General features: G+C 66.7%; 21 protein-coding genes. 6 read left to right on the top strand and 15 right to left on the bottom strand.

Features of this window, described 5'->3' with window-relative positions:
- Positions 1-5: 5 nt before the first annotated feature.
- Positions 6-1,034 carry a LacI family DNA-binding transcriptional regulator gene (locus ABFX29_RS11750; RefSeq protein ID WP_152229341.1) on the bottom strand — a complete coding sequence of 343 codons (1,029 nt, stop codon included), beginning with the start codon at positions 1,032-1,034 and terminating at the stop codon, positions 6-8.
- Between the two features lie 163 nt (positions 1,035-1,197).
- Between ABFX29_RS11750 and ABFX29_RS11745 the strand changes: the two genes are divergently transcribed.
- Genes ABFX29_RS11745 through ABFX29_RS11725 form a run of 5 tightly spaced genes read left to right on the top strand, consistent with a single transcriptional unit; the run spans position 1,198 to position 7,658 of the window.
- Entirely contained in the window at positions 1,198-2,505 is a 1,308-nt protein-coding gene (locus ABFX29_RS11745) for an ABC transporter substrate-binding protein (RefSeq protein WP_152229342.1), read from the top strand.
- A gap of 12 nt (positions 2,506-2,517) precedes the next feature.
- Positions 2,518-3,471: a carbohydrate ABC transporter permease gene (locus ABFX29_RS11740; protein ID WP_152229343.1), complete on the top strand. Its 954-nt coding sequence runs from the start codon at positions 2,518-2,520 to the stop codon at positions 3,469-3,471.
- Complete coding sequence (locus ABFX29_RS11735) at positions 3,472-4,290, top strand: carbohydrate ABC transporter permease (protein ID WP_152229344.1); 819 nt, start codon at positions 3,472-3,474, stop codon at positions 4,288-4,290.
- A gap of 3 nt (positions 4,291-4,293) precedes the next feature.
- A complete protein-coding gene (locus ABFX29_RS11730; RefSeq protein WP_152229345.1) occupies positions 4,294-6,648 on the top strand; it encodes a beta-xylosidase/alpha-l-arabinosidase in 2,355 nt (784 codons plus the stop codon).
- 11 nt (positions 6,649-6,659) lie between these two features.
- A complete protein-coding gene (locus ABFX29_RS11725) occupies positions 6,660-7,658 on the top strand; it encodes an acetylxylan esterase (protein ID WP_152229346.1) in 999 nt (332 codons plus the stop codon).
- 17 nt (positions 7,659-7,675) lie between these two features.
- Here ABFX29_RS11725 and ABFX29_RS11720 read toward each other — a convergent pair whose 3' ends face one another.
- The 10 genes from ABFX29_RS11720 to xylA all read right to left on the bottom strand — a co-directional run bounded on the left by ABFX29_RS11720 (position 7,676) and on the right by xylA (position 17,005).
- Entirely contained in the window at positions 7,676-8,077 is a 402-nt protein-coding gene (locus ABFX29_RS11720; protein ID WP_152229347.1) for a hypothetical protein, read from the bottom strand.
- Complete coding sequence (locus ABFX29_RS11715) at positions 8,074-9,171, bottom strand: serine hydrolase domain-containing protein (protein WP_211372428.1); 1,098 nt, start codon at positions 9,169-9,171, stop codon at positions 8,074-8,076. The genes ABFX29_RS11720 and ABFX29_RS11715 overlap by 4 nt, the downstream gene beginning before the upstream one ends.
- Positions 9,171-9,680 (bottom strand): ArsR/SmtB family transcription factor, encoded by a 510-nt coding sequence (locus ABFX29_RS11710; RefSeq protein WP_152229348.1) that lies wholly within the window; start codon positions 9,678-9,680, stop codon positions 9,171-9,173. Before ABFX29_RS11710 ends, ABFX29_RS11715 begins: the two co-directional genes overlap by 1 nt.
- A gap of 38 nt (positions 9,681-9,718) precedes the next feature.
- Positions 9,719-10,024: a cytoplasmic protein gene (locus ABFX29_RS11705; RefSeq protein WP_152229349.1), complete on the bottom strand. Its 306-nt coding sequence runs from the start codon at positions 10,022-10,024 to the stop codon at positions 9,719-9,721.
- A gap of 89 nt (positions 10,025-10,113) precedes the next feature.
- A complete protein-coding gene (locus ABFX29_RS11700) occupies positions 10,114-10,653 on the bottom strand; it encodes a GNAT family N-acetyltransferase (protein ID WP_420831141.1) in 540 nt (179 codons plus the stop codon).
- 161 nt (positions 10,654-10,814) lie between these two features.
- Positions 10,815-12,212: an ABC transporter substrate-binding protein gene (locus tag ABFX29_RS11695; RefSeq protein WP_246167727.1), complete on the bottom strand. Its 1,398-nt coding sequence runs from the start codon at positions 12,210-12,212 to the stop codon at positions 10,815-10,817.
- Between the two features lie 66 nt (positions 12,213-12,278).
- Positions 12,279-13,181, bottom strand: a complete 903-nt coding sequence (locus ABFX29_RS11690; protein WP_152229351.1) for a carbohydrate ABC transporter permease — start codon at positions 13,179-13,181, stop codon at positions 12,279-12,281.
- Positions 13,178-14,119, bottom strand: a complete 942-nt coding sequence (locus ABFX29_RS11685; RefSeq protein ID WP_152229352.1) for a carbohydrate ABC transporter permease — start codon at positions 14,117-14,119, stop codon at positions 13,178-13,180. Before ABFX29_RS11685 ends, ABFX29_RS11690 begins: the two co-directional genes overlap by 4 nt.
- 223 nt (positions 14,120-14,342) lie before the next feature.
- Complete coding sequence (locus ABFX29_RS11680) at positions 14,343-15,755, bottom strand: xylulokinase (protein ID WP_152229353.1); 1,413 nt, start codon at positions 15,753-15,755, stop codon at positions 14,343-14,345.
- Positions 15,756-15,817: 62 nt separating this feature from the next.
- Positions 15,818-17,005 carry a xylose isomerase gene (gene xylA, locus ABFX29_RS11675; RefSeq protein WP_152229354.1) on the bottom strand — a complete coding sequence of 396 codons (1,188 nt, stop codon included), beginning with the start codon at positions 17,003-17,005 and terminating at the stop codon, positions 15,818-15,820.
- 177 nt (positions 17,006-17,182) lie between these two features.
- Between xylA and ABFX29_RS11670 the strand changes: the two genes are divergently transcribed.
- The gene (locus ABFX29_RS11670; RefSeq protein WP_152229355.1) at positions 17,183-18,391 is read left to right on the top strand and encodes an ROK family transcriptional regulator; all 1,209 of its coding nucleotides are present in this window, start codon (positions 17,183-17,185) and stop codon (positions 18,389-18,391) included.
- Positions 18,392-18,422: 31 nt separating this feature from the next.
- On the opposite strand, the gene ABFX29_RS11665 is transcribed toward ABFX29_RS11670, so the two are convergent.
- The 4 genes from ABFX29_RS11665 to ABFX29_RS11650 form a co-directional block, all read right to left on the bottom strand.
- Complete coding sequence (locus tag ABFX29_RS11665; protein WP_152229356.1) at positions 18,423-19,541, bottom strand: NAD(P)/FAD-dependent oxidoreductase; 1,119 nt, start codon at positions 19,539-19,541, stop codon at positions 18,423-18,425.
- Positions 19,538-20,608 (bottom strand): NAD(P)-dependent alcohol dehydrogenase, encoded by a 1,071-nt coding sequence (locus ABFX29_RS11660; protein WP_152229357.1) that lies wholly within the window; start codon positions 20,606-20,608, stop codon positions 19,538-19,540. Before ABFX29_RS11660 ends, ABFX29_RS11665 begins: the two co-directional genes overlap by 4 nt.
- A 98-nt stretch (positions 20,609-20,706) precedes the next feature.
- The gene (locus tag ABFX29_RS11655; RefSeq protein ID WP_152229358.1) at positions 20,707-21,990 is read right to left on the bottom strand and encodes an ion channel protein; all 1,284 of its coding nucleotides are present in this window, start codon (positions 21,988-21,990) and stop codon (positions 20,707-20,709) included.
- Between the two features lie 160 nt (positions 21,991-22,150).
- A complete protein-coding gene (locus tag ABFX29_RS11650; RefSeq protein WP_152229359.1) occupies positions 22,151-22,282 on the bottom strand; it encodes an AraC family transcriptional regulator in 132 nt (43 codons plus the stop codon).
- Positions 22,283-22,389 lie beyond the last annotated feature (107 nt).

The raw sequence follows: 22,389 nt of genomic DNA, 5'->3' as shown, positions 1-22,389 counted from the left end.
CCCGCCTATTCGCTGGAGTCCGGCGGGGCAGCCGTGCTCTGCCGGACAACCAGGGACGTGGAGAGGTCCAGGCGGGTGTTCTTGGGCTGCTCGCCGTCCCGCAGCATAAGCACCATGCGGGTGGCCTCCTCGGCCATCTCGATCAGCGGCTGGTGCACGGTGGTCAGGGCGGGCGAGGACCAGCGGGCTACCTGAAGGTCGTCATAGCCCACCACCGAGAGCTGGTCCGGAACCGCGATGCCCAGCTGCCGGGCGGCGTCGAGCACTCCGAGGGCCTGCAGGTCGCTGCCGGCGAAGATTGCAGTTGGCCGCCCAGGCCGCGAGAGCAGGTCAAGGGCGTGGTCACGTCCGCCGTCTACATGGAAGTTGCCGTAGCGCACCAGCCCGGGTTCAAACTCCAGGCCGGCGGTGTTCAGGGCTGAGCGGTAGCCGTCAATGCGGGCCAGGGAGCACATCAGGTCCTCCGGCCCGGTAATGGCGGCGATCCGCCGGTGTCCGAGGTCGATCAGGTGGCGTGTGGCCATCATTCCGCCGGCCCAGTTCGCCGATCCCACGGAGGGGACGTCCGGTGCCGGGTCTCCCGCCGGGTCGATGATCGCGAACGGTATGCCGCGCGATTCAAGCAGGCGCCTGGATTCCCGGGCAAGGTCGGCAAAGACCAGAACGACGCCGGCCGGGCGCCGTGCAATCACACCCTCCACCCATTCCGGTCCGGGCGAGTGCCGGGTACCGCTTTCGGTGAGCACCACGCTCAGCCCGTGTTCCCGGGCCACGTTCTCCACGCCCCGGATGATTTCAAGCGCCCACGCGCTTTCGAGTTCATGGAACACCAGCTCCAGCAGCCCGGACTTGGTGCTGCGGCTGGCCCGGCGCTGATACCCGTGTCCATCGAGCAGAGCCTCAACTTTCGTGCGGGTTTTCCGCGAAACATCGGAACGGCCGTTCAAGACTTTCGAAATTGTGGACAGCGAGACCTCAGCCTCGGCGGCCAGTTCCGCGAGGGTGATGCGCCCAGCCGCAGGCGTTTGTGCCATTCGTTTCTCCTCCGTGCGAAGTCCCCGGCGCGAAGACGCAGCAAAAAAGTGTTGCGCATCACATCCCTGCATCCTAAGCTAGCCGCATTCCAGAACTTTCGGCAAGTGTTTCGAAACTTTCGGAACATGCTTCCCGGAAGAACTTCCAGTGAGGAGCAGTTCAATGAGGAACAACCGCAGCTGGCTGAAACCAGCTACCGCAGCCGCGGGTGCGCTGGCACTCGGCATGTCGATGGCCGCCTGTTCGAACAGCGGGGAATCCGCTGCGAGCAACCGGCCGGAAAACGAAGTCCATGTCCTGGTCTACGGGGACGCCGGCAACGACGTCGAACGGGCCATGGTGGACAAATTCAATGAAACCTCGGACGTCAAAGTTGTCCTGGACACCATCCCCGGGGCCGATTACCAGCAGAAACTGCAGACCATCATCGACACGGATTCAGCCCCGGACGTGTTCTTCAACTGGGGCGGCGGATCCATTACGGACTACGTGGACGCCGGGCTGCTGATGCCCCTGGACGATTTCATCGCGGAAGATCCCCAGCTCAAGGACGCTTTCCTTCCCTCCGTCTTCGATACCGCAGTAGTCGATGACAAGGCATACGGCATCCCGATGCGCGGCACCCAGCCGGTGATGCTCTTCAGCAACGAAGAAGTCCTGGCCAATGCGGGGGTCGACGGCGCTCCCGAAACGTGGGACGAGCTGCTGGACGCGGTGGAGAAACTCAAGGCTGCCGGGGTCACCCCGATCGCCCTGGGCGGAGCGGACGAATGGCCCACCCTGATGTGGGTTGAATACGTGTATGACCGCGTAGCCGGGCCGGAACTCTTCGAGAGCGCACTGGCCGGAGACACTGAGGTCTGGGATTCCGAGGAAAGCCGCGAGGCCCTGGGCATGCTGCGTGAGCTGGTGGACGCCGGTGCGTTCGGCACCAACTTCCAGTCCGTGAAGTTCACCGACGGCGGCTCCGCGTCCCTGCTTTCCAGCGGCCAGGCGGGCTTTGAACTGATGGGCTCCTGGGCGTACTCCACGCACCAGGATGCTGCACCCGAGTTCGTGGAGACGGCGCTGGGCTACAGCGAGTTTCCGACCATCGACGGCGGCAAGGGCGACCCGGCAAACCTGGTCGGGAACACCAACAACTTCTACTCCGTCCTGGCGAACACCCGGTACCCGGACACTGTCCGCGACTTCCTGAAGCTGATGTACTCGGATGAATTCGTCCAGGAGCAGGTGGCAATCGGCAACCTGCCCACCACCACCAACACCGAGCAGTTCCTGGACCAGTCTGCCGATCCCGAGTACGCCCGTTTCCAGTACGGACTGGTGGAACAGGCTCCGGCTTTCCAGCTCTCCTGGGACCAGGCGTACCCGCCCTCGGCAACACCTGCCATCCACGGCGCCATGTCCGATTTCTTCAGCGGACGGATCGACGAAGACGGCTTCATTGCCGCCATGCAGGGCCTCTAGGAACCGCTGCTCATGACTGCACTGCTCCCGCCCAAGCCGCCGGCGCTGGCGGACGGATCCGAAAAGGTCCGTCCCGCCCGCGCCGGCCGCTCGGCCCGCACTCCCCGTCCGGGACTGGCTTGGACCCTGCCTGCCACGGTCTTTTTCCTGCTTTTCGCCGTGGTCCCGCTGATCGCCGTCGTGGTCCTGTCCTTCACCAGCTGGCGTGGAATCGGCGACCCGAAGTTTGTCGGAATGGAGAACTGGCAGGAGCTGGCCGGGGATCCGGTGATGCTCAAGAGCCTCTGGCTCTCCCTGCTCTTCATCGTCCTGGGCGTAGCCACCCAGACCCCGGTGAGCATGCTGCTGGGAGTGTGGGCCGCTGGCCCGCAGCGGAACCGGGCGGTCCTCAGTGCCATCTACTTCGTGCCGCTGCTGCTCTCCTCCGCAGCGATTTCGGTCCTGTGGCGGGCGCTGCTCGATCCGAACTTCGGGGTGCCGTCCCAGTTCCGCTGGCTCTTCGGCGACGGCAACCTGTTCGGGCACCAGGCCACCGCTATCGGCGTCATCATCTTCGTGAGCATGTGGCAGTTCACACCGTTCCACACGCTGATCTACCAGGGCGCCGCGCGGGCCATTCCGCAGGTGCTCTACCAGGCGGCGGAAGTCGACGGCGCGGGGCGGGTGCGCACATTCTTCAGCATCACGCTGCCCCAGCTGCGCAATTCGATCATCACGTCCGTGATCCTGATGGTCGTGGGCGGGCTGACCACCTTTGAAACGGTGCTGATCCTGACCAACGGCGGACCGGGCACCGACACCACCATCACGGCCTTCTACATGTTCGAGCAGGCCTTCCGCCGCTTCGACTTTGGCATTGGCGCCGCCGTGGCCCTGGTGCTGGTAGTCGTAGCCACCACCATCTCGCTGATCATGGTCAAGGTCTCCGGCTACGACAAGATGCGCAGCACCATGGAAGGAGTCTAGATGCGCACGCGCCCCAACTACATTGCCGGAGCCGCCGCCGTCGTCTGGCTCCTGATCGTTGCCCTGCCCCTGTACGTCATGATCGCCGCCAGCGTGCAAACCCGCACTGATTTCAGCGCCGGCGGGCCGCTCTCCTTCCCCACCAGCTTCACGCTGGAGAACTACGCGGGAGTGTTCCAGAGCGGATTCGGACTCTACTTCCTGAACACCCTGATAGTGACCGGCGGAGTGGTGGGAATCGTCCTGCTGGTGGTGCCCCCGCTGGCCTACGCGATAGTGCGCAGCCAGTCCCGCACCACCACCCTGATCTTCCGGTTCTTCCTGCTGGGCCTGGCAATTCCGGTCCAGGCGGTGATTGTTCCGATGTTCTACCTGATCAACACCGTGGGGCTCTATGACACCCTGCTGGGCATCATCCTGCCCACGGCCGCGTTCGCCCTGCCGATCTGCACCCTGATCCTCTCCGGAACCATGCGGGACATCACGCCTGAGCTGTACGAGGCCATGGCCGTTGACGGCGCCGGAACCTGGCGAACCTTCGTCCGGCTGGTCCTCCCGCTCTCCAAGCCGGGAATCTCCACGATCGCGGTCTTCGCGGCCCTGCAGGGCTGGAACGGTTTCCTGCTGCCGCTGATCCTGACCCAGTCGGAATCGACCCGGGTCATCACGCTTGGCCTCTTCAATTTCCAGACCCAGTACGGAATCAATGTCCCCGGTATCCTCGCCGCCGTGATGCTCTCCATGATTCCCGTGCTGCTGGTGTATCTCTTTGCGCGCCGCGCACTAGTCCAGGGCCTTATGGGCGCTGGCGGAAAGTGAACCATGTCGAACACCACCACCAAGCGCGTCCCCTGGCGGGACACCTCGCTCACCCCCGCCGAGCGTGCGGATGCACTGTTGTCCCACATGACCCTGGAGGAAAAGACCGCCCAGCTGATCGGAGTCTGGGTTGGCGCCTCCGCTGACGGCGCCGAGGTGGCTCCGCACCAGCACGAGATGAACGAGCCGCCGGATCTGGAGGCACTGCTGCCGAACGGACTGGGCCAGCTCACCCGGCCGTTCGGCACCAAACCGGTCGACGCCGGAGCAGGAGCGTTGTCGCTGATGCGCACCCAGGAACGTATTGCCGGTTCCAACCGGTTCGGCATCCCCGCCATGGCCCATGAGGAGTGCCTGGCCGGGTTCGCGGCCTGGGGTGCCACGGCGTATCCGGTGCCGCTGGCCTGGGGCGCCACGTTCAACCCGGACCTGGTGCGGCGGATGGCAGGAGCGATCGGCGAAGATATGCGCCGGGTTGGCATCCACCAGGGACTGGCGCCCGTGCTGGACGTGGTGCGCGATGCCCGGTGGGGGCGGGTGGAAGAGACCATTGGTGAGGACCCGTACCTGGTTGGCACGGTCGCAACGGCCTACATCCAGGGCCTGGAGCAGGCCGGAGTCGTTGCCACGCTGAAGCATTTCGCCGGTTACTCCGCCTCCCGTGCCGGCCGGAACCTCGCACCGGTTTCAATGGGCCCAAGGGAATTCGCCGATGTGATCCTGCCGCCGTTCGAGATGGCAGTGCGGGAATCCGGCGTGCGTTCGGTGATGCACGCCTACACGGATACCGACGGCGTTCCCTCCGCAGCCGACCACTCGCTGCTGACCGGGCTGCTGCGGGACACCTGGGGATTCGAAGGCACCGTGGTGGCTGACTACTTCGGCATCGGGTTCCTGCAGGACCTGCATGGTGTAGCCGGCAGCCGCGGCGAAGCGGCCGCTGCCGCGCTGCATGCCGGGGTGGATGTAGAGCTGCCCACCGTGGATGCCTACGGTGAGCACCTGCTCGCGGAACTTGGCGCCGGCCGGGTTGATCCTTCCCTGGTGGACGCTGCTGCCCGGCGGGTTCTGCTGCAGAAAATCGGGCTCGGCCTGCTGGATGAGGACTGGAGCCCGGTTCCGGAAGCCTTGGCTGCCGGGGCCCGGGACCTTGACACTGTCCAGTCCACGGTGAATCTCGATCCGCCGGAAAACCGGAAGCTGGCCCGCGAACTGGCCGAAGAGTCAGTTGTCCTGCTCAGCAACAACGGCACCCTGCCGTTGCAGTCGCCGCGGCGCATCGCCGTCGTTGGACCGAACGCCGAGAATCCGATGGCGTTCCTTGGCTGCTATTCCTTCCCTGCCCATGTCGGCTCACAGTTCCCCGACATTTCAGCGGGCATTGAGCTGCCTACGGTGGGCTGCTCGCTGGCGGTGGAATTCCCGGAAAGCAGCATCGAGTACGTCCCCGGCTGCGGGATCGATGATCCCGATCCGTCCGGGATTGCTGCCGCCGTGGCAGCGGCGCAGGGGGCCGACGTCGTTATTGCCGTCCTGGGTGACCGTGCCGGGCTCTTTGGCCGGGGCACCAGCGGCGAAGGGTGCGACGTCGAATCCCTGGTGCTGCCCGGAGTGCAGCAGCAGCTGCTGGATGCCCTGCTGGAGACAGGCACGCCGGTGGTTACCGTCCTGCTGACCGGCCGCCCCTATGCGCTGGGGCAGGCTGCATCCCGTTCCGCCGCCGTCGTACAGGCATTCTTCCCGGGCGAGGAAGGCGGGCCCGCCATCGCCCGGGTGCTCAGCGGCGCAGCCAATCCGTCCGGCCGGCTGCCGGTCAGTGTGCCTGCCACGCCCGGCGGCCAGCCTGCCGGCTATCTGGCCGCGCCTCTCGCGGGGCCAACGGAGGTATCGAGCATCGATCCCACGCCAGCCTTCGGCTTTGGCCACGGACTTAGCTACACACAGTTCGCCTGGGACTCCCTCTCCGTGGAAAGCACAGAGACCAGTACTGCCGGTGAAGCTGCCGCCGCGCTGACCGTGACCAATACCGGCGAGCGCGACGGCGTGGAGGTGGTCCAGCTGTACCTGCACGATCCGGTGGCTTCTGTGGTGCGGCCGGTACAGCGGCTCATCGGCTATGCCCGGGTGCCGCTGCGCGCCGGCGAAGCCGCGCGGGTCCGGTTCACCGTGCCGGCGGACGTTGCCTCTTTCACCGGGGTGGACGGGCAGCGCAGGGTGGAGCCGGGAGAGCTTGAACTGCGGTTCGGTGCCTCCAGCACCGACATTCGGCTGAGCACCGGGATTACGCTCACCGGACCGGTACGCTCGGTGGACCACACCCGTCGGCTGCACTGTGGGGTGGACGTTACGGCCCCGTAGGAGAAATTCACGTGTATACCGATCTGCCCGTTGACCAGCTCGCCACCTATCTGGGCAGCCAAAGCGAACCTGCCGATTTTGACGGGTTCTGGGCGCGGACCCTCGAAGAAGCGCAGGCCCATCCGCTGGGCCTGGTCCTGGAACCGGTCGAAACCGTGCTGTCCACAGTGGACGTCTGGGACGTGACATTCAACGGCTACGGCGGCGAACCAATCCGCGCCTGGCTGCGGGTGCCGTCCGGAGCATCCGGCCAGCTGCCCGGCGTCGTCCAGTTTGTGGGCTACGGCGGTGGGCGCGGCGACGCGCACGAGAACCTTTTCTGGGCGTCCTGCGGTTTCGCCCACCTGGAGATGGACACCCGCGGGCAGGGAGCGGGCTGGAGCACCGGCGTCACCCCGGACGCCGCGGGCAGTGCCGGACCCCAGGGCCAAGGCGTGATGACCCGCGGCGTCACCGATCCCGGGACCTACTATTACCGGCGTCTGACCACTGACGCCGTCCGGGCTGTCCAGGCCCTGCGGTCACTGGAGAGGGTAGATTCCGCCCGGTGCGCTGCTGTGGGGATGAGCCAGGGCGGCGGACTGGCAGTAGCCGCCGCGGCGCTGGCCCCGGAGCTGGCGGCCATCGTGGCGAAGGTGCCCTTCCTCTCCGACATCCCCCGGGCACTGCAGGTGACGGATGCGTACCCGTTCCGGGAGCTGGTGGACTATCTGGCGATCCACCGCACCCGGGTGCAGCAGGTGCACCAGACACTGCAGTATTTCGATTCGATCAACTTCGCCAAGCGGGCCAAGGTTCCGGCCCTGTTTTCGGTGGGCCTGATGGATGAGATCACGCCGCCGTCCACCGTCTATGCGGCGTACAACAACTATTCCGGGCCCAAGGAACTGCAGGTCTGGCCCTTCAACGGGCACGAAGCCGGCGGGATCGAGGACGATGTGGCCGCTGTGGCGTTCCTGCGGCGGGTGCTGGCCAGCGGCTCAGCCGGCAGCGCTAATCCGGCAGACTGAGCAACGGTCTGCCGGGCTCAGCCGATCACCACGGACGCTGCCACAGCGGCAGCCAGGGCAGCCGCATAGCCGGTGACCGTCGCCGGACCCGGTCCCCTGGTTTTGCTCACACGGACGTTTGCCGGTGTTCCGGACTCCGGCTGGAACCGCCGTCCCGGCAGCTCCGGCCAGCGGATAACCAGACCTGCGGCAGCAATCCCCAGCGCGGCAACGGAAAGTACCCACAACCAGACCGTCACGGGCGAGAATTCAATCATCAGCCGGCAAACCACCACCACGAAGCCGACCTCCAGCAGGGCTGCGAGATAGGCGCTGCGGGATTTCTCCGGCAAAGACGGCGTCCAGGCTGAGTAGGCTGCCCAGCCACAGTAGACCACCAGGCATGCCGGGATCAGCCACGCGATCGCCGCGGCCATCATTTGGCACCTGCCGTGAGGAGCTCAAACACTGCTTCTTCGTGTCCGGCTGAGACGTTGGAGAGCATCACGACGGCGTGCCCGGCATCCCGGTCCAGGGCGACCATTGACCAGAATCCGCCGGTCTGCCCGTTGTGCCAGGTGATCTCCCTGCCGCCGTGTTCCTCGGTGATCCAGGCGAGGCCGTACCTGCCGCCGCTTCCGTCGTCCCACTGCGGTTCCAGCGCCGCGGCGCCCGGGGCAGTTCCGTCCAGCTGCGCCCGTGCGTAGAGCACCAGGTCAGCGGCGGTGGACCGGATTCCGCCTGCCGGCGCCGTGCCGTTCGCCGTCCAGGCTCGTTCCGGACGGCCGGCGGCGCTTCGCCCGGTGGGGGCGGCGTCGGGCAGGTTCCCTGCAGTGACCGGCGCGAAGGTTTCCGCCAGTGCCAGGGGGGTCAGCACCCGCTCGTCCAGGAGTTGTTCCCAGCTCGCGCCGGCTGCCCTGGCCAGCAGCTGGCCGAGGAAGGCGTAGCCCAGATTCGAGTAGGTGGCCGTTCCGTCCAGACGGGAGGCCTGAGCCTGCTCCAGAACCTGTTCCGGCGAGGCGGTATACGGATCACGGTTCAGCAGCTGTCCGGCCAGGAGGGAGGGCAGGGCATCGAGTCCCGTTGCCAGCCGCGGCAGGCCGGAACGGTGGCTCGCCAGCTCGGCCAGCGTCACGGTGCCAATTTCAGCTTTCGGGTCCAGGAGGTCTTCCCCCAGGATGTCCGCGACGGTGGTCTCCAGCGTGACCTCTCCCCGGTCCACGGCATCGGCAAGCAGTGAGGCAGTGAAGGTCTTGCTGACCGAACCGATCTCGTACTCGGTGTGCTCGTCGGCGCCAAAACCGGCGTAGCGGACACCGCTGGAGTCAATCCAGGCAACACTGACCTGATCCGCCGGAGAGGTGAGCAGCGGGCGCACCCGTTCAGCCAGGGCAGCATCTCCGGTGACGCTGCCGGACAGCTTGGGCGGCCACGGTGCCGCAGCCAGGCCGAAGACCAGGATAACGACGGCGGCGGCACCTCCGGCCATCATCCGTGGTGTCAGTTTTCGGGTGCGGGTTACGGCCCCGGGCATCAGTTGCCTCCTGTGGCAGCAGTAAGGATGGCCAGCAGCGGAATGACCCGGGGCGCCGGAACCCGATAGCGGGAACGGGCATGGGCAGCCAGCCAGCCCTGGGCGCTGAGCTGGTTCACGTGATGGTAGATCTGCCCTGCGGTGCCGGCGCCCAGTTCCTCCGCGAGCGCGGCGACGGTTTCAGTTCCGCCCAGGACTGCACGCAGGATCGAAAGCCGCACCGGGTTGCCCAGGGCGGCGAGGGACTCAGCGAAGGGTGCCCAGTCGACGTCGAGCAGGTGTCCTGTCTCGAGGCCGTACTGGTACTCGTACCGCTCGCCGGTGGGAGTGCTGGCGGTCCCGGCGAACAGGACGGCACCGGGGTCCGGATAGCGGTCCCGAATACCGTTGAGCGCCCAGAAGATGTCATCTGCCTCCGGGCGGCTCGCCGGCGGCGCAGCCGTCAGCCGTTCCTCCAGGGCAGCAACCCGTTCCTCGAGTGCCTGCAGGCGGTCATCGTGCGAACTCATGCGTCAAGAATTACGTAATTCCTGATATGAGTCAAGGATTATTGAATGCTTTCCTTGAGTTCGACGAAGAACACATGGGTGTCCGTGTCGCCGATGTTCTCACCGACGTGTTCCTGGGCGGGGAGCCACTGGACGGCGCCGGACGGCAGTTCGACATCCCGCTGCGGGCCGCCGGTGCTGAGCCGCCGGCGGAAAGAGCTGGCGGTAATCATCACGCTGTCAGGATGCCGGTGCACAACGGTCCGGTGTCGGGGGGTGTCGCGGTACTCGAGGACGCGCACGCGGTCGTTCTCGAAAACCACCGAATAGTTGTCCGGGTTGGACTGGACTGGATCCTGCGTCATACCCCGAAGACTAGGCCTGCCTGCGGGCATCCCGAAGGGGTCCCGCTAACCCGGCCGCTTTGCCGGAGATGAATCATCCCGCGGACTCGCTACCACAGCTGCCCCGGGAGCTTCAGCTCCTCCTTCGGCGGAAAGCGGGCATCGAACGCGTCCACGTCCTCGTCACTCACCGCATAACCGGGCGGATCCCGGTAGATCCAGGGACCCCCGGCAAGGTAACCCTCCTGCAGTTCCAATCCCTGAAGGTACGGCGTGGGCTCGTCCCGGGGAACGCCGTCGTAATAGATCCCCAAGGTCTTCGCCTCCGCGAAGCCAAAGCGGCGGTAATACTCCGGGCTCCCGGTAATGACGACGGCGCCGAAGCCGCTTTCGGCTGCTTCGGCCAGGGTGTGCCGGATCAGTGCTGCTCCGTGGCCGCGCTTCTGGTACTCCGGCAGCACGGAGACCGGACCGAAAACCAACATTGGAAGCACACCGCCATTCTCCCGGCGGAGTTCGGCACGGCTGTACATAATGTGGGCGAGGATCCTGCCGTCCGCTTCCAGGACCTGGCTGAGCTCAGGAATGAACTGGGGCAGTTCACGGTAACGGTGCAGCAGGAAGTGCTCCACGCAGCCTGGCCGGTACACGTTCCAGAACGCTTCCCGGGTCAGGTTTTCAACTTCGGCGTACGACTTCCCGGCGGATGACGTAGTCAGGGTCCATTCCGGGAGACTACCCCGGAACGCGCAAAAGCGCCGGTCCCGCTTCCTGAGTGGAGGCGGAACCGGCGCTTTGAGGGTTGACCGGGCTACTGAACCGAGTTGTTGTAATTCTCGATTTCGGTCTTGAGTGCCTCAACCGACTCGGTCAGTTCTGCCTTGCTGTCTCCGCCGAGCAGTGCCCCTTCCAGGGCGTCCTCGGCGGCCTTGCGGGCCTGCGGCATTGAACCGGCGGCGCAGCCCTGAGTGGCTGCGGTCAGTTCAGTTGCTTCGAGCTGCTGCACGGCGACGTCGAACTGCGGGTACTGCTCACGCCAGGCGATGTCCTCCGGCTCGTCCAGAGCGGCCTTGGAGATCGGGAAGTAGCCTGTTCCGGTGTGCCAGGTGGCCTGGGTGGCCGGCTCGGCAAGGAACTGCATGAACTGCCAGGTGGCTTCCTGCTCCGCATCGGAGTGACCTTCACCGGAGATCCAGAGCGAGGCGCCTCCAATGATCGGACCGGAGTCGTTCTGCTCGATCTTCGGGTAGAAACCGACTCCCAGTTCGAAGCCCTGCTCCTGGGCTGCCTTCTGCATGCCGCCCAGGGCGCCGGTGGACTCAAGGGTCATGCCGATGGTGCCGCTCTTGAAGGCGTTCTGCGCGTCAGCGGTGGCGCGGCCGGTGTTGCCCGCTACGCCCGTTGCCACGAGGTCCTTCCACCAGTCCACGAATTCCACGGCGGTGTCATTGTTGAAGCTGTAGTCAGAAGCCCGTTCGCCGGAGCGGCCGTTGTCCGGGCTGCAGTAGAGCGCACCGTTGGCAGCGATTTCCTGCTCCAGCAGCCAGCCGTAGATTGCCGCGTTGAAGCCGAACTCGGCCGGGCCGCCGTTCTTCTTGGACAGCGCTGACGCCGCTTCGCCAACCTCGTCCAGGGTTTCGGGTGCGGTTTCCGGGTCCAGGCCGGCAGCTTCAAAGAGGGTCTTGTTGTAGTACAGGACCGGCATGGAGGTGTTGAACGGCATGGACCAGAGGTCCTCGTCGATCGTGTAGTAACCGGCGATGTTGGGCTGCAGGTCAGAAACGTCGTATTCGTCCCGGTCGATGAAGGCCTGGGTGGGCACCACAGCGCCGGAGTCGATCATGAACTGGGTGCCGATGTCATAGATCTGCACCATGCTGGGCGTGCTGTTGGACTGGACCGCAGCCTTGTACTTGGTAATGGTGGAGTCGTAGTCGCCCTGGTAAACGCCCTTGACCTCAATCTTGCCTTCATTGGCGGCGTTGAATTCGTCAATGAGCTTGCCCAGGGTCTCACCGTTGGTGCCGTCCATGGAGTGCCAGAAATTGACGGTGGTGACTCCTTCGGCTTTCTCGAGCGCATCGGCGGCCGGCACTTCGCCCCCGCCGCCCGTGCTGCTGCCTCCGCCGCAGGCGGACAGTACCAGGGCAAGCCCCGCGGCGCCGGCGGCCATCATTGGCAGCCTGCGCCCTCTGGTTGTAGTTCGCAATGTGTATCCCTTCAGGATTGGCCGGAGCCGAAGCTCCGGATTGCTGTGTGTAAGGCTGTGGGTGCGCTACTTGATGGAACCGGCCGTCAGGCCGCGGACAATGAACCGCTGGCCAAAGATCACCAGCAGCAGGGTGGGAATGATGGCCAGGACGGTTCCGGCCAGGACCAGCCCGGCGTTGAAGTTGTCTGCCGAGCGCAGCTGGGTGATGCCGATCTGGATGGTCTGCATCTGCGGGGTCTGGGTGACCAGCAGCGGCCAGAAGTACATGTTCCAGGCCGAGAGGAAGGACCAGATTCCCAGCGCCGCCAGGGTGGGCTTGGACAGCGGCACCAGGACTGAGAGCAGGAACCGGAAGTGTCCGGCGCCGTCGATCTTGGCTGCTTCCCACAGTTCGGTGGGGAAGGACAGGAAGGCCTGGCGCAGCAGGAAGATGCCGAATCCGTGAGCCAGGAACGGCAGCGTTAGCGCCGGAATCGTATTGATCAGTCCCGCGGAGGACATGGTGAGGTAATTCGGGATGATGATCGCCTCGGCCGGCACCATCATGCTGCACAGGAACAGGGCGAACCAGAAGGCCCGTCCCCGCACTTTCAGGAAGACCAGCGCGTAGGCGGCCAGCAGGGAGGTCACCAGCTGGCCCACGGTGATCAGGCCGGCCATAACCACCGAGTTCACGTACTGCCGGCCGAGCGGAATCGAGTTCAGTGCGCCGGCGAAGTTCTCCACGCGGAAACCGTTGAACGGCCACAGCGACGCCGGGTAGGCGTTGATGTCCGCCGGGCCCATGAAGGAGCCGACGAAACCGAAATAGACGGGGAACAGGACGACGACGGCGCCCACGCTCAGGGCGGCGTAGGTCAGGACCCGGCCCGCAGTGAGCGGACGGCGCTGGCGCTTCTTCAAGGCCCGGGTGCGGCTCGCTGCCGCCGGGGGCTTGGCGGGCGCGGGGGCTGCTGTGCGGCTCATCGGTAGAAGACCTTCCGTTCCAGGACACCGAATTGGATGGCGGACACCGCTACCACGATGATCAGAAGCACCACGGCCTGCGCGGAGGCGTAGCCGAAGTTTGAGTTGTTGTTGGCAAATGCCTGCTCGTAGATGGAGTAGACGAGCGTGGTGGTGCTGTCCTGCGGTCCGCCCTTGGTGAGGATGTGGATCTGGCCGAAGCTCTGCAGGGCATGAATGGTGCCGGTGACCAGCAGGAAGAACATCTGCGGCGTCAGCAGCGGCATGATGATCGAACGCTGCATCCGCCAGCCATGGGCGCCGTCCAGCCGGGCCGCCTCCACCACGTCTTCGGACACCGCGCCGAGGCCGGCGGAAAGCACCAGCAGGTTGTAGCCAAGCTGCATCCACACAGTGGCCAGTGATACGGAGATCAAGGCCCAGGCGGGGTCCGTGAGCCAGCCGACCCGGTCAAACCCGAAGAAACCCAGCATGCCGTTCAGCACGCCGGTTGCCTGGTTGAACATCACGCCGAAGATTACCGACGCGGTGGCCACGGAATAGGCAAACGGAAGGGCAAAAGCCGTGCGGAAGAAGCGGATGCCCTTGATTTTCTGGTGGAGCAGCAGGGCCAGTGCCAGGGCAATTCCGATGGAGGGAATCACCGTCAGCACCGTGAACCCAAGGGTCACGCCCATGACGGTCCAGAAACCGCTGTCCGTGAAGAGGCGGGTGTACTGGTCGAAACCGACAAATCCGGAGGGACGGCCGAACAGGTCGCTGCCCTGGAAGGATAGGAAGACGGACCGGCCCAGCGGGTAGAAAAGGAAGAGGGCGAAAACCACCAGCGCGGGTACGAGGTACCACATGGCCCGGATGCTGCCGCGGTCCGTTACGCGCTGGGGAGGGGTTTTCCTTGATTCCTGCTTGGGTGCGGTGGCCGGTTTAAGGGCGCTCATGCCCCGGCGCCCGGTACGGGCCCGCCGGGATGGGGATACGAACAGCGGACGGTTCCATCCGGCTGCAGCGAGTCACTGCAGGTAGCTTTCATTGCTTTATTCCGTCCATCATTTTGCGGCGCGCCAGTGCGCCGGATACCGGTGTTACGCCCGTCACAGTACCCATTGTTTTTTGTTCATGGCAAGCAGGCTTGCCGCTGCCGCCGGAATGCTTTGGTGCAGGTCAGCCCGTGGTACTGTACTGGCGCTGCGCGGCGGCCCGGTATCGTTCCAGGACCTGGGGCGCGGGCGGGGCGGAAACGGTCAGTGAGTCCTGGGTTTTCCATTCCGGCCAGGCTCCGGCGAGCACCGCAGCTGCCTGGCGGGCAGCGCCGTCGGCCACGTACTCCCCCGGTTCCGGGACGTCCACCGGCATGCCCAGCACGGAGGAAAGCGTCTGCTGCATGGCGGCCGAGCGTGCCCCTCCGCCCACCAGGATGACCCGCCGCGCCTCGATTCCCAGCCCGGTCACAGCCCGGAAGGCGTCTGCCAGCGAGCACGCCACGCCCTCGAAGGCGGCGCGGGCCAGGTTGGCGGGAGTGTAGTTGGCCAGCGTCATGCCGTGCAGGCTGCCCTGGGCCTCAGGCAGGTTGGGCGTGCGCTCCCCTTCGAAGTAGGGAACCAGGGACAGCCCCCCGGCGCCGGGCTCGGCGGACAGCGCCAGTTCGGTGAGGGCCGGAAGGTCGACGCCGAGCACACCTGCCGTCGCGTCCAGGACGCGGGAGGCGTTCAGCGTTGCGGCGAGCGGAAGGAAGTTGCCGGTGGCGTCCGCGAACCCGGCAACCAGTCCCGTGACATCCGCCGTGGGGTCTTCGGTCACCGCGAAGACGGTGCCGGAGGTTCCCACGGACACCACGACGTCGCCCACGGTGGCGCCGACGCCCAGCGCGGCGCCGGCGTTGTCTCCGGCTCCCGGGCCGATGAGGGTCCCCGCGGCAGTCTGCAGTCCGGGTTCCAGCGGGCCAAGGACAACGGGCAGCGCCGGCACATGCCCGAGCGTGGTGTCGAGGACCTCGGGCAGGTACTGGCCGGTTGCCGGAGACCAGTAGCCGGTGCCGGAAGCGTCGGAGCGGTCCGTGCGCAGGGCAGCCAGCCCTCCACTGCCTGGCCCGTGCCCGGCCAGGCGCCAGGACAGCCAGTCATGCGGCAGGCATACCGCGGCGGTCCTGGCGGCGTTTTCAGGCTCGTTGTCCGCCAGCCACTTCAGTTTCGCGGCCGTTATGGAGGCAACCGGCACCGTACCTGTGGTTTCCGCCCAGTAGGCGGCGCCGTCGGGCCCGGCACCCTCGATCATTTGCCGGGCCGCGGCGGCCGAACGTGTGTCATTCCAGAGCAGCGCATCGCGCACCACCGCCCCGTCCGCGTCCAGGCAGACCATGCCGTGCTGCTGGCCGGACACGGCCACTGCAGCTACGTCATCCAGGCCGCCGGCAGCCGCGGCTGCCTCCAGCAGTGCCCGCCACCAGTTTTCCGGATCCACCTCGGTCCCGGGCGCATGCCGGGCTGTTCCCTGACGCTGCAGGGCCCCGGTTTCGGCGTCGCGGATAACGACCTTGCAGGACTGCGTGGAGCTGTCCACTCCTGCGACAAGCGGCATAACGGACCTTTCAACAGGCGGAGCGGGCTTCGGTGCCCGGAACCAGGAATGCTAGCAAATGCCTACCGGGCGCCGAGCAGGTGCTCCAGTGCCAGCTGGTTCAGCCGGATGAAACCGAAGGAGCGCTGGGCCGCTGCATCGGCGTCGAACTCTTCGAACGCCGCAGTGTCCGCGAGCAGGTCCGCGGTGCTCTCCCCCGCTGCCAGCGTGGGTTCGGCCAGTTCGCCGACACCGGATGCCGCGAGGGCTTCCTGGACTTCCGGGTCTGCGCGGAAGGACTGCGCGCGTTCCTTCAGCAGCAGGTACATGGACATGTTCGCCGCCGCTGATTCCCACACGCCGTCATACCCGTCAGTCCGCGAGGGCTTGTAGTCGAAGTGCCGCGGACCGTCGTAGACCGGCCCGCCGTTCGGGAAGCCGTTCTCCAGCAGGTCCACTGTGAAGAAGGCGCTGGTCAGGTCGCCATGGCCAAAGACCAGGTCCTGGTCGTACTTGATGGACTTCTGGCCGTTGAGGTCAATGTGGAAGAGCTTGCCGGCCCACAGCGCCTGCGCGATTCCGTGCGTGTAGTTCAGCCCGGCCATCTGCTCGTGCCCGGTTTCCGGGTTCAGGCCCACAATGTCCTGGTGCTCCAGCTGGGCAATGAACCCCAGTGCGTGGCCGACGGTGGGCAGCAGGATGTCCCCGCGCGGTTCGTTCGGCTTGGGCTCCAGTGCAATCCGCAGGTCATAACCCTGCTCCTTGATGTACCCCGCGGCGGTGTCCACGCCTTCGCGCATGCGGTCCAGTGCCGCGGCGATGTCCTTTGAACCGTCATACTCCGCGCCTTCGCGCCCGCCCCACATCACGAAGGTCTTCGCGCCAAGCTCAGCGGCAAGGTCCAGGTTCCGCAGCACCTTGCGCAGGGCGAAGCGCCGCACCGAGCGGTCGTTGGAAGAGAACCCGCCGTCCTTGAAGACCGGATTGCTGAACAGGTTGGTGGTGACCATGGGTACCTGCAGGCCGGTCTCCGCCAGGGCGGCGCGGAAGCGCTTGAGGATCAGGTCCCGTTCCTGGGAAGAAGAGCCAAAGGGCACCAGGTCATCGTCATGGAACGTGACGCCGTACGCGCCCAGGTCGGCCAGCTTGTGGAGGGCTTCTACGGGGTCCAGGTCCGCACGGGTCGCGGTGCCGAACGGGTCATTGCCCGTCCATCCCACGGTCCAGAGTCCAAAGGTGAAGCGGTCGGCAGGTGTTGGCGTCTTTGTCATGGTGCTCTGCTCCAGGTAAGTCGGGATCCACGGGATTAGTTGTGCACAACAACATATGCACGGCTGTGATGCCTGTCAATGGGTTCCCGGCGCGGCTTTCCTGCCGCAACGTGCTGTCGAAAATGGTGTTCCGTGCAACAATCAAGCGTTCAGTTCTCTCCGCAAAGGACCCAGCGCATGCCGAGCAAACCGGCCTCAGACAGCATCCGCGTTCAGAACCTGTCCCGGGTGCTGACCCTGCTGCACCGCCGCGGAGCACTCTCGCGGGCAGACCTGACCCGGCTCACCGGATTCAACCGGTCCACCATCGGAGCACTTGCTTCCGAGCTGTCCCGCCTGGGGCTGGCTTATGAGACCGAGCCGGCCGCCGCCGGCCGCGCCGGGCGGCCCAGTCCCCTGGTCCATCCGAACGAACGCGTTGCCGCACTGGCAGTGCATCCCGACGTCGACGCCGTCACCGTGGGCCTGGTGGGCCTGGGCGGGAAAGTTCACCGCAGGGTCCGTTACGACGCCGCCACGGTGCCGGGGGTGGCGGAAACCCTGAGTATCACCCGGGCGGTGGTGGAAGGCATGGCCGCCGAGCTGGCCACGATGGACCGGATAGTGGGTGTTGGCGCAGCTGTCCCCGGGCTGGTGGACAGCAGCGACGGTTCCGTGCGGCTTGCACCGCACCTGGGCTGGACGGATGAGCCGCTGGCGCAGGCGCTGTCCAAGGCGCTGGGGCTGCCGGCATACGCGGGCAATGACGCCACTCTTGGCACGCTCGCCGAGTCAGTTTTCGGTGCAGGTATTGGGCAGTCGGACGTGGTCTACCTCAACGGAAGTGCCAGCGGCATTGGCGGCGGCGCCGTCGTCGGCGGTGTGCCGCTGGGCGGGCAGGCCGGGTTCGCCGGGGAACTGGGCCACACGCTGGTCCGCTCGGACGGACTGCCCTGCTTCTGCGGCCGGCGCGGCTGCCTTGAAACCGAGGTGAACCTGGGCGGGCTGCTGGCGCCGCTGGGACTCGAGCACGCGGACCTCGAAGAACTTGAGGCCGCCATGGCCGGCCGCCGAACCGCGGAGTTCGACGCCGTGGCCGCCCGGCAGCTGGATCTGCTGGCCGAGGCGCTGGTCAACTTCGTGAACATCTTCAATCCGCGCACCATCCTGCTGGGCGGATTCCTGGGAGTCCTGTTCTCCTTCGATCCGGAGCGGCTGCAGAACGCCGTGGCCCACGGCGGCATCGGAGGCCTGGGCCGGCAGGTGGAAATCAGCCGGGCGGCGCTGGGCGCGGACCTGCTGCTGGTGGGCGCGGCGGAACTCGCGTTTTCCGAGCTGCTGGCGGCTCCGGCGGCCGCACCGCAGGTGGACGCGGGAACCCCGGCGCAGGCAGCGGCCGGGTCCTAGTTCGGCCGGCTCCTGACTGCCCGCGCGGAACTCAGGAATCCCAGCCGAAGCCGAACCGCTCGGGCCGGAACGGCTCCAGCAGAGGATGCCGGCGGCCGGTAAGGATTTCATCGGCCACGAGCTCTCCAGCTATGAGGCCCAGCGTGGCACCGGAGTGGGTGAACCCCACCCAGCAGCCCGGCAGGGCACGCAGTTCACCCAGCACCGGTTCCCCGTCTCCGGGCACGGGCTTGAGCCCCGGCCGCCACGACTGGATCCGGACCACGGGATTTCCCGCCAGCAACCGTCCGGCTTCCGCAGCCACCTCTTCCAAAACATCTGCGGGGACGTCCCAGCTGCCGTCCTCCCGGCGGTGGACCAGGTCCAGGTACCAGGTGTGGTCCATGGCGAGCCGGCTTCCCGGGTGCGGCCGAATGGAGAGCCGCGGCGTGTTCAGCACAGCCCGGAGCCCGTGTTCCAGCGGCTCCGAGACCAGCAGGACGGCCGGATCAGAGGCATCTGGCAGCTCGAGGCCCGCTTCGGCCAGGACTGCCGGGGTGCCCGCACCGCAGGCCACCACCACCGTCGGCGCTTCGTACTCCTCGTCGTCCGCGGTTCGCACCCCGGCTGCCCTGCCGTCCTCCCCCGCGACGACGGAGCACAGGCCTGCAGCTTCCACCAGCCTTCCGCCGCGCGCGGTGAATTCATCAGCCAGGAGCCGGAGCAAATGCGGCAGCGCCACCCATCCTTCACCCGGGTTGACCAGCACCCGGTGCGGAAGGACACCCGGGTCGATCCCGGGCACCGCTGCCGCGGCGTCGTCGCGGTCCAGCATCCGCGCTTCATAGCCTTCCCGGGTTTGCCGGTTATGGCGTTCAATGACCTCGAACGGATCATCATCCCAGTAGAGGCCGCCGTCGAACGCCAGCCAGTCCGCGCCCGGATGCCGGGCGAGCAGCGAGCGGTAGCGGTCAATTCCGGCCATCCGCAGCCGGAAGTACGGCTCCCCGTACGCGCCGCCGGCGTTCAGCCAGGACAGTGAACGCCCGGAAGCTCCGCTGCCCAGTTTCTCCTCGGTCAGCAGCACCACCTCTGCCCCGCCGCGCAGCAGCTCCACAGCGGTGGAAAGGCCCAGGACTCCGCCGCCCAGTACGGCGGCCCTCTCACTCACGGGTTCGGTACCAGGATCGCCCGGCCGGTGAGTTTGCCGGCGTCGAGGTCGTGCAGCGCCTGCACGGCGTCGAGGAGGTCGTAGGTGGTGGTGTGCAGGGTGATCTCTCCCTGCGAGTTCAGCGTCATCAGTTCCGCGAGGTCCTGGTAGGTGCCCACCAGGTTTCCCACCACGCTGATTTCGCGGGAGACCAGGTCGATGGTGGGCAGGGCCAGCGTTCCGCCGTAGCCGATGGCGTAGTAGCTGCCGCGGTTGCGGAGCATGGCCGGACCAGTGATTTCGGTACCTTGCTCGCCCACAAAGTCGAAGACCACGTGCGCTCCCCCGCAGGTAATGTCCAGGACGGCCAGCACGACGGCGTCTGCCGGAGGTTCCCCCACGGCGCGGGCCGCCGGATGCAGGTCGTTGGGGTTCACCGTGGCGTCGGCACCGAGGTCCTTGGCGAGTGCCAGGGCTGCATCCGAGGTGTCAACGACGGTGATGTGTGCCCCGGTCAGGGCCTTGAGGGACTGCACGCCAATGTGCCCCAGCCCGCCGGCACCGATCACCACTGCCTCGGATCCCGGCGGCAGCAGCGGCACGGCCTTGCGTACCGCGTGGTACGCGGTGAGTCCGGCGTCGGCCAGGGCGGCGACGTCCGCGGGCGCCACGGAGGGTTCCAGCTTCACCACGGCGCGGGCGCTGGTCTTCAGCAGCTCTGCCATGCCGCCGTCGGCGTTCAGGCCCGGAAAGGACGAGGCCTCGCAGTGCGAGTCTTCCCCGGCCCGGCACGGGGCGCAGAGCCCGCAGGCAACCACCGGATGCAGAATCACCGTGTCTCCGGGCTGGACGTTGGTCACTGCGGACCCGGTTTCAAGCACCCAACCTGCGTTCTCATGGCCCAGGATGTAGGGCAGTTCCGGGCGCTGGATCGCGTCCCACTGGCCTTCCAGGACGTGCAGGTCCGTCCGGCAGACGCCCGCGGCCCCCACCCGCACCAGCACATCCCACGGTCCGGTGATCTGCGGCTCCGCCACGTCGTCAATGCGCGCGTCTTCCCCATAACGGTGTACCCGTACAGCTTTCATGCCTGCTCCCCTCGTGATCGGCTGTGGCCGGAATCGTACCCGCAGCCTCAGCCGGCCAAAAGCCCCTGGACCTGGCGGCGGCGGCAGGGCCCTGTGGTTCAGGCAGCAGCCGGCGGCGCACCGCCGTCGTCCTCCGCCAGCATGTGGGGAGCCGCGGTGACCACCAGCCAGGCGGGCAGCACGGCCAGGCAAAGCACCGCTGACACCGTTACGTCCCCGGAAACCACGACGGCGATGAACAGTGCCACCCAGCCGTCGCGGGCCACCGCCAGGACCATGCCCAGGACGGCCGCTGACACTGCCACGCTGGCAGGCACCTCCGGAACCAGGACGGCGGCCGCCAATCCGAAGGCGACGCCGACAAACACTGCCGGGAAGATCCGGCCGCCCCGGAAGCCGGTTGCCGCGGCTACAACCAGGGCTGCGAGTTTGACGACGGCCAGCAGCAGCAGCGCCCCAAAGGACTCTCCCCCGCCGGAGAGCAGTTCCTTCGATTCTTCGGCGCCCTTGAACAGGGTGAGCGGCCCGCCCAGCGCCCCGAGCAGTCCCAGTACGGCCCCGCCCAGCGTGGTGTACAGGACGGGACTGCGCAACCGGTGGGCCCAGCGGTGCGCCCAGCGGAAGGCGAACACGCCAAGCACCCCGAACCCTGCCGCCAGCACCGCGATGACCATGGCTGTGAGCACATCCCATCCGCTCCGCACCCCGCTCTGCGGTGCGGCGAAGTCCAGCAGGGTTCCGCTGAGCAGGTTCATCACCGCTGCGCCTGCCCCGGCAGCGCCCAGCGGGAGGAAGAGCTTGTCAAAAAGTGCCCCCTTGACGGCGATCGATCCCGCCAGGCCGGTGAAGATCAGTGCTGCGGCCACCGGTGTGCCGAACAGGGCTCCCACTGTTCCCGCCACGGCCAGTCCGGCCACGAGCTTCCCCGGAACGCGGGGAAAGGCCCGGGCCAGCAGGGCGGTCAGTACCGCGGTATTGATCGCGATGACCGGGTTCTCCGGCCCCAGGCTGACCCCTCCTGCCAGACCCACGAGGGCTGCTGCCGCCAGCCCGGGCACCACCCGGAGCGGCAGCGCCTGCCCGCCCAGTTCAGAGGCCGCCGAGTCGGGGCCGGCATGCCCGGGCACGTAACGGACGATCAGTCCAACAGCCAGCCCGGTGGCCGTCAGCATGCCGAAGATCCACCAGCCGTTGTCCGGGTTTGCACCTAGCGCGTGAGGGAGGTTCTCCCAGAGCACGTGCTGCAGCAGGAGGCTGAGCTCATCGAAGGCGAAGAGGATCAGCGCGGAGAGCGCACCGGTGAGGATCGCCGGGACCGAGGCAACGGCGAGCGCCCGGACACGGTTCTCCTCCGGACGGCTCTTGGCTGCGGACTCGGCCATGGGAAGTCTTCCAGCGGTCGGTAAACGCCGCACACAATCCAGGCGCGGCAGGACTGGAACGCAGGTACGGGCTACACGCTACGCCGCTGCGCTGCTGCGCGGACACCGCCCACGGGCAGCCAGCCCCGGCGGAGGCAGTATTCGGGCTGTTCCCGTCCGGCTAGGGAAGCTGCGCGGACCCCGTGTGCTGCCGGAACTCCCTCAATGTCATTCCATGGGTCTGCTGGATAACGCGGCGAAGCTGGTACGTCGAGCGGAAACCGGCCCTGGCCGCGACGTCGTCAAACGTCATTCGGGCCGAACCTGCCATGAGCTGCTCAGCTTTGGCCCGGCGCACGCAAGGGCAGGCACGCCTAGCCCCTGTCTGCACGAACAACGGACGACGGCGGCACCCGCGCG

It is taken from the genome of Arthrobacter gandavensis (assembly GCF_039528575.1).
Classification (GTDB): Bacteria; Actinomycetota; Actinomycetes; order Actinomycetales; family Micrococcaceae; genus Arthrobacter_B; species Arthrobacter_B citreus_B.
Note: the sequence above shows the minus strand (reverse complement) of the source record. Positions and strands in the feature narration are given on the sequence as shown.